Source organism: Agromyces mariniharenae, assembly GCF_008122505.1.
Lineage (GTDB): Bacteria > Actinomycetota > Actinomycetes > Actinomycetales > Microbacteriaceae > Agromyces > Agromyces mariniharenae.
In genome coordinates this window covers 2502381-2515334 of sequence record NZ_VSSB01000001.1, presented here as the reverse complement: position 1 = coordinate 2515334, position 12954 = coordinate 2502381, and the positions used below count along the sequence as shown (strand labels likewise).

Below are 12954 nucleotides of genomic sequence, written 5' to 3'. Positions count from 1 at the left end.
TCGAATCATGGGCATGGTCAAGGACGCACTCGACGACGATCGGATCCTCGGCGGGATCATCACGCTGCTGATGCTGGCGGTGGTCGCACTCGTGATGGGGATCGTCCTCTGGTCGGCCGATGCCGAGCTCGCACCGCTCTCCGACGATGACGGCTCCTCGTCGATCGAGGCGTCACCGACTCCCGGTCTCGCCGGCCTCGCCGACGACGGCGGATCGTTCTCCACCCGCGGCCACGTCGTCCCCACGTTCTGAGCTCGCCTGAACGCGAACACGGACCGGACGGCCGCTCAGTAGAGCTGGAACTGCTTCGTCGCCTCGGAGGCGAAGCCGTCGACCGTCACGGCCAGGTGGTACGAGGCGCCGCCCGCCGGCACCGCCTCACGCGGCCCCTGGCACGTGTCGACGCTCGATCGCGTGCGGTCCCAGACGATCGGCACGCTCGAGCTGATCGGCGTTCCGGGGGTGAGCGAGACCTCGGCATCGACGGGGTCCACCTGGCAGTCGGTCGAGAGCCAGTAGACCTCGGTGCCGCTCGTGATGGTGAAGACCTGCGCCTTCGTGCCGGCGTTGATGACGCAGACGTTCTTGCCGATGTTCGTGATCGTGACCGAGAGCGCCGGCTGCTCCCCCGCCTCGTACACCGACTTGTCGGTGACCGCCTCCACGAGGAGCGCGCCCTCCTTGCAGCGGTCCCCGTCCGCCTCGGCCGGTTCGGTCGGGATCACGGTGGGCGGCGGCGTCGCCGGGTCCGTCGCACGCGGCGTCGCCGACGGGGTGCCCTGCGCGGCGGCATCCGGTTCATCGCCCTGGCTCGCGCCCGGGCGCACGATGATGAGCACGATCGCGACGATCACCGCGACGAGTCCAAGCAGCACCATGAGCCGACGACGCCGGTACACGTGCGGGGGATGCCGCCGCGCCGGTGCGGGATTCGTCGACATGCCCACAGGGTACGACCGCCGGGCCGTTCGTCCCTGCAGCCTCGCGGCGCGCCGGGCGCCTGCTCAGAAGCGCTTCAGCATGCGGGTGTTGCCGAGCGTGTTCTGCTTCACCCGGGCGAGGTCGAGGAACTCGGCGACGCCCTCGTCGTGGGATCGCACGAGCTCGCCGTACACCTCGGGATCGACCGTCTCGGCGCCCATGTCCTCGAAGCCGTGGCGGCCGAAGAACTCCACCTCGAACGTGAGGCAGAACAGGCGGCTCAGGCCGAGCTCGCGGGCGTCCTGCTCGAGCGCCGCCAGCAGGGCGTGGCCGACGCCGTGGCCGAGCCACGCGTCGTCGACGGCGAGCGTGCGGACCTCGCCGAGGTCCTCCCACATCACGTGCAGCGCTCCGGCGCCGATGAGTCGCCCGCCGTCGGTCTCCGCGACGCGGAACTCCTGGACCGACCCGTAGAGGTCGACGCGCTCCTTGCCGAGCAGGATGCGTCGGGCGACGAGCGGCTCCACCAGCGCGAGGATCTTCGGCACGTCGCTGGTGCGCGCCCGGCGCACCGTGTAGTCGGTCATCCGATCATCGTAGGCGCATGCGAAGAGGGCGGATGCCGCGGCATCCGCCCTCTTCGTGTCAGTCGGTCAGTCGCCCGAGGCGGCCGCCAGGTCGGGGCTCACGGGACCCGTGCCGATCGCGGCGCTGGAGTTCACGCCCACGCCGACGGGCAGGGCCCGCTGCGTCGTGGTCATCACGAACTCGCCGTCGCGGTAGTCGACCAGCACGTGGTCGCCCGAGTTGAGCTCGCCGTGCAGGATCTTCTCCGACAGGCGGTCCTCCACCTCGTGCTGCACCGCGCGGCGCAGCGGCCGGGCGCCGAGCGCCGGGTCGAAGCCGACCTCGATGAGGCGCTCCTTGGCGGCGAGCGTGAGCTCCACCGTCATGTCGCGGTCGAGCATGCGGTCGCCGAGGCGCTTGATGAACAGGTCGACGATCTGCAGCAGCTCCTCCTTGGTGAGCTGCGGGAACACGATGATCTCGTCGACGCGGTTCAGGAACTCGGGCTTGAAGTGCTTCTTCAGCTCCTCGTTCACCTTGCCGCGCATGAGGTCGTAGCCCGTGCGGGGGTCGCCCTCGAGCTGGAAGCCGACGGGGCCGGTCGAGATGTCCTTCGTGCCGAGGTTCGTGGTCATGATGATCACGGTGTTCTTGAAGTCCACCACGCGACCCTGGCCGTCGGTCAGGCGGCCCTCCTCGAGGATCTGGAGGAGCGAGTTGAAGATGTCGGGGTGGGCCTTCTCGATCTCGTCGAAGAGCACGACCGAGAACGGCTTGCGGCGCACCTTCTCGGTGAGCTGGCCGCCCTCCTCGAAGCCGACGAAGCCGGGAGGGGCGCCGAACAGCCGCGAGACGGTGTGCTTCTCGCCGTACTCCGACATGTCGAGCGAGATCATCGCCGCCTCGTCGTCGAACAGGAACTCGGCGAGCGCCTTGGCGAGCTCGGTCTTGCCGACGCCCGTGGGGCCGGCGAAGATGAACGAGCCCGAGGGGCGCTTCGGGTCCTTGAGGCCGGCGCGCGTGCGGCGGATGGTCTTCGACAGGGCGGAGATCGCCTCCTCCTGGCCGATGACGCGCTCGTGCAGTGCCTTCTCCATGAAGACGAGCCGGCTCGACTCCTCCTCCGTCAGCTTGAAGACGGGGATGCCGGTGGCCTGCGCGAGCACCTCGGCGATCAGGCCCTCGTCGACGACCGCGGTGGTCTTGACGTCGCCCGACTTCCACTGCTTCTCGAGGCGCAGGCGCTCACCGAGCAGCTGCTTCTCCTCGTCGCGCAGCGAGGCGGCCTTCTCGAAGTCCTGCTCCTCGATCGCGGTCTCCTTCGCGGCGCGCACCACGGCGATCTTCTCGTCGAACTCGCGCAGCTCGGGCGGCGACGACAGGATCGACAGGCGCAGGCGGGCGCCGGCCTCGTCGATCAGGTCGATGGCCTTGTCGGGCAGGAAGCGGTCGCTGATGTAGCGGTCGGCGAGGTTCGCCGCCGCGACGATCGCGCCGTCGGTGATCGAGACCTTGTGGTGCGCCTCGTAGCGGTCGCGAAGGCCCTTCAGGATGTTGATCGCGTGCGGCAGCGAGGGCTCCTGCACCTGGATCGGCTGGAAGCGGCGCTCGAGCGCGGCATCCTTCTCGAAGTGCTTGCGGTACTCGTCGAGCGTCGTGGCGCCGATGGTCTGCAGCTCGCCGCGGGCGAGCAGCGGCTTGAGGATCGAGGCCGCGTCGATCGCGCCCTCGGCGGCACCCGCACCCACGAGGGTGTGGATCTCGTCGATGAAGACGATGATGTCGCCGCGCGTGCGGATCTCCTTGGTGACCTTCTTCAGGCGCTCCTCGAAGTCGCCGCGGTAGCGGCTGCCGGCGATGAGCGAGCCGAGGTCGAGCGAGTAGAGCTGCTTGTCCTTCAGCGTCTCGGGGACCTCGTTCTTCACGATCGCCTGCGCGAGGCCCTCGACGACGGCGGTCTTGCCGACGCCGGGCTCGCCGATCAGCACGGGGTTGTTCTTCGAGCGGCGCGAGAGGATCTGCATGACGCGCTCGATCTCCTTCTCGCGGCCGATGACCGGGTCGAGCTTGGACTCGCGCGCGGCCTGCGTGAGGTTGCGGCCGAACTGGTCGAGGATCTGCGAGCCGCCCTGGGGCTGGGCCTGGTCGTTCGCGCCGACCTGCACCTGCTCCTTGCCCTGGTAGCCCGAGAGGAGCTGGATGACCTGCTGGCGCACCCGGTTGAGGTCGGCGCCCAGCTTCACGAGCACCTGGGCGGCGACGCCCTCGCCCTCGCGGATGAGGCCGAGCAGGATGTGCTCGGTTCCGATGTAGTTGTGGCCGAGCTGCAGCGCCTCGCGCAGCGACAGCTCGAGCACCTTCTTGGCGCGCGGCGTGAACGGGATGTGGCCCGTCGGCTGCTGCTGGCCCTGCCCGATGATGTCCTGCACCTGCTCGCGCACCGCGTCGAGCGAGATGCCGAGCGACTCGAGCGCCTTCGCTGCGACGCCCTCACCCTCGTGGATGAGCCCGAGCAGGATGTGCTCCGTGCCGATGTAGTTGTGGTTCAGCATCTTGGCCTCTTCTTGGGCCAGGACGACGACACGGCGGGCTCGGTCGGTGAATCTCTCGAACATCCTCAACTCCTCACGGCGCCGGCTTCAGGTAGGGGGCTCCGATACAACGAGCGTAGACACCGCGGATGCCGCGCGGGCGGATGTTCGCCGTGGGCGCAGCGCCGTTACGGGACCCGACAGGCGTCGCGATGACGGATGCCGCGACGCGACCCCCGCCCTTGACAGCGTGACCCGGCATCCCTAAGTTATCGTTTATCGTTATTATCGTTTATCGTTAGGATCGGATCTGGAAATGCAGGCGACCATCACGACCCCCGGCCCGTTCGTCAAGCGCGCTGACGCGGTCAGCCTCTGGCTGTTCATCGCCGCCGGCGCGGCCATCGCCGTCTGGGTCGCCTGGTCGGCCGTCGCGCGCATCATCGACGTGCTGCCGAATCACGACGTCGCCGTGCTCGCCGTGTTCGCCGGCACCCCCGCGGAGGCGCCGATCGGACCCGACGGCGCGCCGGTGGCCGTCGCACTCGAGGAGGCGTGGCTCACGGTGCCCGAGCTCCCGATCGCCGCGCTCTGGGCGATCGTCATCCAGCAGGTGCTGCTGGTGGCGACCGTGGTCACGGTCGTCACGGCCCTCATCTGGCTCAGCCGGAACCTCGCCCGCGGCGTCGCCTTCTCGCGCACCAACACCGCCCTGGTCGCCACTGCAGGCATCGTCGGACTGCTCGGGTACGTCGCGGTCCCGTTCTTCGGCAACATGGCGGCGAACGGCGGATTCGCCGCCATCAGCGATCGCACGTTCGACAACGTCATCATGTCGGTGGACCCGTTCACGCTGGTCCTCGCGGCATTCGTCGTCGCCATGATGAGCACGGTCTTCTCGATCGGCGAGCGACTGCAGCGCGACACGGAGGGACTCGTCTGATGGCGCCGGCCGAGCCCGACGACGCATCCGACCTGCACTGCCGGCTCGACGAGCTGCTCGAGGCCCGCGACATGACGCTCACGCGGCTCAGCGAACTGGTCGGCGTGAGCCTCGTGAATCTCAGCGTGCTGAAGAACGATCGCGCGAGGGCCATCCGCTTCTCGACGCTGCAGGCGATCTGCCGGGCGCTCGACTGCGAGGTCGGGGAGCTGCTCGTGCTGCGGCCGCGGGGGTCGAGCCCTACTTGATCGGGACCTCGACCTCGTAGCCCGCCACCTCGACGATGAGCGGCTCGGTGGTGGTCACCTCGACCGGGGTCCAGAAGATCGTGGAGTGCGGCACGAAGTCCATGGTGCAGATCTCGTCTTCGGGGCGCTGCACGAGGTCGATGGCGACGCGGTTGCCCTCGCCGGCCGGCTCGAGCACGCGGATCTCCTTGCCGACCGTCGGGCAGCTCGAGCTGCCGTAGATGACGAGGGCGATCTGGCCGCCCTGCTCCCACCACGCGACCTGCGGCTCGTCGGACTCCTCGAACGTCGGCCCCTCGAGCTCCTCCTCGGAGACGTCGTCGGTCTCGCCGCCCGACTCGGGATCGACGTCGATGGGCTCGGCCTCGGAGGCGACCGGCAGGCCGGAGAAGTTCTCGGCGGCGTTGCCCGACGGGTTGCACGCCGAGAGCAGGAACACGGACGCGAGCGCCACTGCTGCGAAACCGACCCGACGAAGACGCACGGAGGGAGCCATGCCGCCATGCTAGCGGGCGGAGGGCTCGAATCGGCGGTAACGACGGGACTTCGTCTCGGGGCGGGTCCGGCGCCGCGGGGCGCGGGTAGCATGCCGACATGAGCAACCTCGAGCGCGACCCGGTGGAGCTGCTGTGCCCGCCCGACGAGCCGGTCGGCCCGGTCGTGCAGGTGCTCGCGCCGCGCGACGTGCCGCTCGGCGGTCCTCGTGCGATGAACGTGCGCCGCACCCTCCCGCAGCGCGGCCGCACGACCATCGGCGCGTGGTGCTTCGCCGATCACTACGGCCCCGACGACGTCGCGGAGTCCGGGGGCATGGTCGTGCCGCCGCATCCGCACACCGGGCTGCAGACCGTGAGCTGGCTGTTCGAGGGCGAGATCGAGCACCGCGACAGCGCCGGCAGCCACGAGCTCGTGCGGCCCGGCGGCGTGAACCTCATGACCGCGGGTCGTGGCATCTCCCATTCCGAGGTGTCGACGCCGGGCACCACCACGCTGCACGGCGTCCAGCTCTGGGTGGCGCTGCCCGAGGCGTCCCGCCACATCGGCCCGTTCTTCGAGCACGCCGAGACCCAGACGACGGCCGTCGACGACGCGACCGTGCGGGTCTTCGTCGGCTCGCTCGCCGGCCTCGACGCCGACGTCACCGTCTTCTCCGAGCTCCTCGGCGCGCAGGTCGACCTCCCGGCGGGCGGGCGCGTGCGCCTCGACCTCGAGCCGACCTTCGAGCACGGCGTGCTCGTCGACGCGGGGCCGGTGTCGATCCGGGTCGAGGGTGCGGATGCCGCGACCGACGTCGAACGGTCGGAGCTCGCGTACGTGGAGCCCGGTCGCCGTCGGCTCGAGCTCGCCGCGGGCGACGCGCCCGCGCGCGTGCTGCTGCTCGGCGGCGTGCCGTTCGGCGAACCCATCGTGATGTGGTGGAACTTCATCGGCCGCTCGCACGACGAGATCGTCGACTTCCGCCGGCAGTGGCAGGCCGACGTCATCGGTCGCGACAACCCCGACGGCCGGTTCGGCACGGTGCAGGGGTACGACGGCTCGCCCCTCCCGGCGCCCGAGCTGCCGACCGTACGGCTGAAACCCCGTTCGTGAGCCGGGCGGTCGTGGACCGCGCGCCATCCGACGCGCGGGCGACGAGGGCAGGGCAGCGCGCCCTGGGCTGGGCGGCAGTCGTCGTGCCCGCCGTCGTGGCCTTGGCGCTCGGCCTCCAGCGCTCCCTGCGCCTGCCGTTGTGGCGCGACGAGTACGCGACGGCGTTGTTCGCGCAGCTTCCGCTCGGAGACCTGATGTCGGCCTTGGCGCACGTCGACGCCGTGACGGGGCCGTACTACCTGCTCGCGCACGCGACGTCGCCCGTGCTGGGCCACGGGACCGGGCTCCGGGCGCTCTCGCTCGCGGCGTTCGCGCTCACGGCCTCGGTCGTGGCACTGGTGGCGCTGCGGTGGTGGGGGCCGCTCGCCGCGGCATCCGCGGGCCTCGCCTTCGCCTGCAACGGCGCGGCGCTCACGGCGGCGGTCCAGGCTCGTCCGTACGCGTTGGCGGTGCTGTTCGTCGCGCTCGCGGTGCTCACCGCCGACCTCGCCGCGAGCACGGGGCGCCGGCGGGCGTGGATCGCGTACGCGGTCGCAGCGTCGGCCGCGGTCGCCATGCACGTGCTCGCCCTCATCGCGGTGCTGCTGACCGCCCTGCTGCTCGTTGGCCGCCGACGCCCGCCGGCGGGGCGGGCGCCGGCACTCGCGTGGTGGTGCGGTACGACCGCCCCGGCCGTCGCCGTGGCCGTCGCGCTGCTCGTCCCGGGGCTCGGGCAGCGCGGCCAGCTGGGCTGGATGTCCGACCCGACATTCCGGTCCGCGCTCTCCGACCTGGCGCGAGCGGCCGGGGTGTCGCCCCACCGGGAGGCGCTCTTCGACGGGCTCGCGCTCCTCGCGCTCGCTGCGGCCCTCGCGGTGGCGATCCTCGCGGCGTCTCGACCCGCCGAGGCCCGCCGCGCCGCGCCGGCCGAGCCGGCCGCGACGGAGATCGCGCGAATCCGGCCCGTCGTGCTCGCCGGCTCCCTCGCGTTCGTGCCGTGGACCCTGCTGCTCGGTGCATCGTGGCTCGTGACGCCGATCCTCGCGGAGCGCTACATGACCTGGTCGGCGCTCGGCGCAGCACTCGTGGTGGCGGCGGCCGTCCATGCCGCGCAGACGGCGCGGCGCGGCCTGGCGCTGGGCGCCGGCATCCTCGCCGGGGTCCTGTTCGCCGGCTCGGTGGCCCTCGCCGTGGAGCGGCTGTGGGACCTGCCGCCGGCCGCCGACGACTTCCCCGCCGCCGTCGGCGTGGTCGAACGCGGGGCCGCGCCCGGCGACCTGCTCGTGCTGCAGCAGCGCTACTACGAGGGCGGTGTGGCCTACGGCTTCGCGGAGTCCGCCGCCGACCCGGAGCAGCTCGGCGACGTGTTCGATCGCCAGCCCGAGGGCGGCCAACCACCGCTCGACGTCCGTCGCATCACGAGCACCGACCCGCTTCGGAGCTCCGCGGACGCCGGCGCGGCCGGCGTGGGCGAGACGGTCTGGCTGGTCGGCCTGGTGCAGCCGCTCGACCCGGGGGTCGATGCGACGCTCGAGCCGTCGCTCGCCGCATGCCTGGCCGACGCCCGCTCGAGCGAGCACGACCGGTTCGGCGCGCTGTACGTGTACCGGATCGAGTGCGCCGATGCCGAGACGACCGACAGCGACTGACGCGACGGCGCCGGCCGGGAGCTCCCCGACCGGCGCCGTGCTGCGGCATCCGCCGACTACGGTGCGGGCACCTCGGCGCCCTCGGTGCCGGCCCAGAACAGGCCGCGCGCCATCTGGCTGAAGCCACCGACGGGGTGCGTGCGGAAGTTCAGCGACGTGCCGAACATGAGCACCTTCGACCCCGCGGCCGACTCGGCCGAGACGACCGACGCCTGGCCCGCGGCATCCGCGATGGAACGCCCGGCCTGCGTGGCCGCCCAGTGGCCCGAGATGAACGTGCCGTCGGTCGCGTACCGCTGCTCGACGACCGCGTTCGCGCCGAGGCCGGTGTACCAGACGGCCGGGTAGACGAACGCCGTGTCCTGCGGGTAGGTCGACAGCAGGCCGCCGTCGGGGTTCTCGACCGACACGATGCCGTTCGAGCCACTGGTGCCCTGCGTCGCCGTCGAGGTGACGAGCCCGAACGTGTTCGCGAAGGTCGCGATCGCCGTGCCCTTGCCCGCGACGCCCTTGCCCGTCGCGAGGTAGTCGGCGACCTCGGTGCGCCCGGCCGCCTGGCCGGCGTTGAACGAGAGGTTCGCGCCGATCCAGAGCACGTCGACGTCGTCGAGCTGCACCTGGCCGCTCGTGAGGTTCGCCGAGGTGACCTGCCTGAGGTCGTCGAACCCGAGCTTGCCGAGCGAGATGCGCTCGTCCTGGCTGCCCGAGTAGGCGACGGTGAGCTCGTCGAGGCCGGTGCTCTCCTCGCCGGCGAGGCGCGAGCCGTCGGACGCGGTGAACGCCACCCCGAACTCGTCGGCCACGTCGCTCGCGGCGGCGTACGACGCGGAGTCGGGGCCGAGGATGACCGAGCCGTCCTCGAACGCCGACACCGGGATGCCCGCGTCGAGGAGGGCGTTGACCGCCTGGTACTCGGCCACGCCGCTCGTCGCGAGCTCGAGGTACGAACCCTGCGCCGGCACCGACCCCGTGGGCGCGGCCTCGGCGACGGACTCGAGCACCACGTCGAGCGGGCCGTCGGTGGTCGACCCGACCGCGTCGACGTCGGCGCCCCAGAGGAGCGCGAGGCTCCACGCGGAGATGTCGTACATGTCGGGCACGCGGTCCGAGATGTCCGAGCCGTCGGCGAGCAGCACGTTCGCCATGCCGCGCAGCGGCTGGTGCATGTCGACCACGTACGAGCCCGCGGCGTAGTCCACGCCGCCGGCCGTGAAGTCGCCCGCAGCCCGCGACACCTCGACGCCGTTCGCGATGAGCTGGTCGACGAGGGTCGCGGCATCCGTCACCGAGCGCTGCGTCTCGTCGACCGGGATCACGTAGGCGCGGGGGAACTCCGCCGAATAGACGTCGGTCTCGTCCCAGATCTCGGCCCACTCGTTCGGCGCCGGCACGCTCGCCGGGTCGACGTCGGCCGGGGTGACGCGGAGCGGCTCGCCGGCCGTGCCGCGGCGGAAGATCTCGATCTGGTTCGCGAGCAGCGCCTCGGCGTGGTCGGCCACGTAGTCGACCGCCGTCTCGATCACGACGCCGGCGACCTCGATGTTGACCTTCGAGTTGGCCTGGTTCGTCTGCTGGTTGTTCGTGCGGCCGAGCGGGAGCTCCACGGTGTTCGTGATCGCGCCCTGGTAGGCGACGTACTGCGGCGTGAAGATCGGGGGCCAGTCGTCCCAGCCGGAGCGGATGTCGCGATACGGGATCCGGATGTTGCCGGTGTTCGTCTGCGTGACCTGCCCGGTGGCGCGGTCGAGGTACGTGTTGCCCGGGATGTTCGCGTCGACGACGGCCTGCTCGATCTCGAGCGCCGCGGCGTAGGCGTGCGGCAGGAACAGGTCGTACTCGTAGTTCTCGCCGTGGGGCGGACCGCACGGCTCGATCTGCAGCACGTTGGTGTAGCCGTGCAGGTCGATGAAGAACGTCGGCTGGATGACGCTCGACAGGTCGCGGACGATGCGGGACTCCGGCGTGGCGCCGGTGATCATGTCGCGGTTGATGTCGAAGCCGTCGGCGTTCGCGCGCTGTCCGAGCGCACGGCCGTCGGGGTTGTTCGTGACCGTGAAGTAGAACCGGTAGTCCTGCAGCAGGTCGCGCACCTCGGGCCACGGCGCGGTGGCGAGGTACTCGATGTAGTCGAGGATGCCGTCGGTGCCCTCCCACTCGTTGCCGTGGATGTTGCCGTTGAACCAGATCGGCACCTTGTACTGGTTCTGCAGCGGCCGGTTCTTCGCCGCGGCGTCGGGATCCGCCTTGATGAGCTCGCGGAAGGCCTTCTGCTTGGCCGTCTGGTCGGGCGACTCCTTGGCCGTCAGGGTGACGAGGTGGATGTCCCGGCCGAGGGTCGACTGCCCGACGACCTGCGCCGAGATGCGGTCGCTCGTCGCCATGAGCGAGTTGAGGAACGGCGCGATCTCGTCGTACGGCGTCACGCCGCGGGCGATGGAGGCGTCGGTCGGGTCGTCGGGGACGGTCGGCAGCAGCGGCTGCGACGGGTAGCTCGTGGGCGGGACGACGAGCGAGGAGATCGGCGTGGCGATGGGCGTGGCCGTGAGGGCCTCGACCGCGGTCGCCGGCGCCGCACCGGCGACGAGCGTCGCGGCGACGACCGCCGTGATGCCCGTCCCGGCGAGGAGGCGTTGGAACGACATGGTGCTCCGTTTCTGCGTGGTCTTCTGCGTTGCGTGCGTTGCGTGCGTTGCGTTGCGTGGTCGGCGGTTGCGTGTGTCGGTAGAGGGGTGGAGCGCGCCCGCCGTCGCGGGTGTGCGGGGCGGGCGTGTGCGACGCGAGATCCGATGATGCGGGAATCCTGCGTCAGTCGAGCGGTAGTGCCACTCTGGCATGCGGCGTGAAGCGTATTCCAGACCGATTCATTGCGTGTGCATCAAGATTGTTGCGACTTTCGTGCAGTCTCGCTCGTCGCCGCGCAGCACGCCATGGCGCCGGGAGCGTGGGCGGCTGCGCCCCGCTCGACCTGCGCCGATGTGTCGAGGCTACGTGCGGTCGGGTTACGCGCGTGTGTCGGAGCGCGCCGGGCGCGGCATCCGTCGGCCTTCGCTACTGCAGCGCTGAGGTGAGCCGTGCGAGGTTGTCGAGCACGGTCGAGCGGAGCGGCTGCGTGAGCCACTCGTCGAGCGTGAGCTCGCGGCTGTTGTCGCGGTAGCCGTTCTCGACCGCGCGCATGTCGCGCACGAACGAGGCGCCCCGCACGAGCAGCGACACCTCCATGTTGAGCTCGAAGGACCGGATGTCCATGTTCGAGGAGCCGATGACCGCGACGTCGTCGTCGACGCTGAAGTGCTTCGAGTGCAGGATGTACGGCGCCTTGTAGAGGTAGATCCGCACGCCGGCACGCAGCAGCGCCTCGTAGTACGAGCGCTGCGCGTGGTACACCAGCGCCTGGTCCCCGATCTCGGAGACGAACAGCTCGACGTGCACGCCGCGCTGCGTGGCGCCGCTGATCGCGCGGAGCATCGCCTCGTCGGGAACGAAGTACGGGCTCGTGAGGATGATGCGCTCGCGCGCCGCGTACATGAGCGCGAGGAAGAGCTTGAGGTTGTTCTCGTTCGTGTAGCCGGGCCCGCTCGGCACGACCTGGCAGTCGAGGTCCTGCGCCTCGCCCTCCTGCCCGAGCGGCACGATCTCTCGCATGGGCGCCTCGCCCGTCTCGAGGTACCAGTCGGTGGCGAAGATCGCCTCGAGGCCCGACACGATCGGCCCCTCGACGCGGGCGACGAGCTCCTTCCACATGAGGCCGCGGCGGATGTTCGACCGCTTGTTGTAGGAGCGGTCGATGATGTTCTGCGAGCCCATGAACCCGACCTCGCCGTCGACGACGAGGATCTTGCGGTGGTTGCGCAGGTCGGGACGCTGGTACCGGCCCTTCAGCGGCTGCACGGGCAGCATGAAGTGCCAGCGCACCTGCATCTTGTCGAGGCGCTTCAGGGTCTTGCGGTAGCCCTTCACCCGGATCGAGGCGATGTGGTCGAGCAGCACGCGCACCTCGACGCCCCGGGCCACGGCGTCGCCGAGGGCGTCGAAGAACCGGGCGGTCGTGGGGTCGTACGCGAAGATGTAGAACTCCACGTGCACGTAGCGCTGCGCGGCGTCGATCGCGTCGGTCATCGCGTCGAGCGACTCCTGGTAGTCGCTGATGAGGCCGGCGCTGTTCGAGCCGATGAGCGGCATCGCGCCGAGCGTGCGGTTGAGGCGCACCACGCCGTCGAACCACGTCGGCCAGGTGCGGCTGTCGCTGATGCGCTCGACGCCGTGCGTGGACTCGCGGATGTACTCGTCGACCTCGGCCTGCTTCTCACGGCGGCGCTTCGGCAGCTTGGGATTGCCGATGAGCAGGAAGATCAGGCCGCCGACCACCGGGAAGAAGAAGATCGCGAGCAGCCAGGCCATGCCCGCGGTGGGGCGGCGGTTCCGCGGCACGACGATGACCGCGATGATGCGGATGACGATGTCGATCAGGATGATCGCGCCGGCGACGAACGCCGTGAACTCGGGCGCTGAGATGTCGATCGTCATC

At 70.6% G+C, this 12954-nt stretch carries 11 protein-coding genes; 5 read left to right on the top strand and 6 right to left on the bottom strand.

The genetic code is table 11. The features are described from left to right. The first annotated feature begins 7 nt into the window (after positions 1-7). Positions 8-253, top strand: coding sequence for a hypothetical protein (locus tag FYC51_RS11595; protein WP_148733697.1), 246 nt, complete (start codon positions 8-10; stop codon positions 251-253). 35 nt (positions 254-288) lie between these two features. Here FYC51_RS11595 and FYC51_RS11590 read toward each other — a convergent pair whose 3' ends face one another. The 3 genes from FYC51_RS11590 to FYC51_RS11580 form a co-directional block, all read right to left on the bottom strand. Further along, positions 289-942 (bottom strand): hypothetical protein, encoded by a 654-nt coding sequence (locus FYC51_RS11590; protein WP_148733695.1) that lies wholly within the window; start codon positions 940-942, stop codon positions 289-291. A 63-nt stretch (positions 943-1005) separates the two neighbouring features. Beyond that, positions 1006-1509 carry an amino-acid N-acetyltransferase gene (locus FYC51_RS11585; RefSeq protein WP_148733693.1) on the bottom strand — a complete coding sequence of 168 codons (504 nt, stop codon included), beginning with the start codon at positions 1507-1509 and terminating at the stop codon, positions 1006-1008. Positions 1510-1575: 66 nt separating this feature from the next. Continuing rightward, on the bottom strand, positions 1576-4104 hold the full coding sequence (locus FYC51_RS11580) for an ATP-dependent Clp protease ATP-binding subunit (protein ID WP_148733692.1): 2529 nt from the start codon (positions 4102-4104) through the stop codon (positions 1576-1578). 232 nt (positions 4105-4336) lie between these two features. On the opposite strand from FYC51_RS11580, the gene FYC51_RS11575 reads away from it, so the two are divergent. Both FYC51_RS11575 and FYC51_RS11570 read left to right on the top strand, forming a co-directional pair. Next, positions 4337-4963, top strand: coding sequence for a DUF2975 domain-containing protein (locus tag FYC51_RS11575; protein ID WP_148733691.1), 627 nt, complete (start codon positions 4337-4339; stop codon positions 4961-4963). Further along, a complete protein-coding gene (locus tag FYC51_RS11570; protein ID WP_148733689.1) occupies positions 4963-5211 on the top strand; it encodes a helix-turn-helix domain-containing protein in 249 nt (82 codons plus the stop codon). The genes FYC51_RS11575 and FYC51_RS11570 overlap by 1 nt, the downstream gene beginning before the upstream one ends. Here FYC51_RS11570 and FYC51_RS11565 read toward each other — a convergent pair. Continuing rightward, positions 5204-5707: a hypothetical protein gene (locus tag FYC51_RS11565; protein WP_148733687.1), complete on the bottom strand. Its 504-nt coding sequence runs from the start codon at positions 5705-5707 to the stop codon at positions 5204-5206. The two genes, FYC51_RS11570 and FYC51_RS11565, sit on opposite strands and share 8 nt — an antisense overlap. A gap of 98 nt (positions 5708-5805) precedes the next feature. Between FYC51_RS11565 and FYC51_RS11560 the strand changes: the two genes are divergently transcribed. Next, positions 5806-6801 carry a pirin family protein gene (locus FYC51_RS11560; RefSeq protein WP_148733686.1) on the top strand — a complete coding sequence of 332 codons (996 nt, stop codon included), beginning with the start codon at positions 5806-5808 and terminating at the stop codon, positions 6799-6801. A gap of 11 nt (positions 6802-6812) precedes the next feature. Then, a complete protein-coding gene (locus FYC51_RS11555) occupies positions 6813-8429 on the top strand; it encodes a hypothetical protein (RefSeq protein ID WP_148733684.1) in 1617 nt (538 codons plus the stop codon). Between the two features lie 56 nt (positions 8430-8485). Here the strand turns inward: FYC51_RS11555 and FYC51_RS11550 are convergent, their stop codons facing one another. Both FYC51_RS11550 and cls read right to left on the bottom strand, forming a co-directional pair. Continuing rightward, positions 8486-11071: a M14 family zinc carboxypeptidase gene (locus FYC51_RS11550; RefSeq protein ID WP_148733682.1), complete on the bottom strand. Its 2586-nt coding sequence runs from the start codon at positions 11069-11071 to the stop codon at positions 8486-8488. A 406-nt stretch (positions 11072-11477) separates the two neighbouring features. Then, on the bottom strand, positions 11478-12953 hold the full coding sequence (gene cls / locus FYC51_RS11545; protein ID WP_148733680.1) for a cardiolipin synthase: 1476 nt from the start codon (positions 12951-12953) through the stop codon (positions 11478-11480). Position 12954 lies beyond the last annotated feature (1 nt).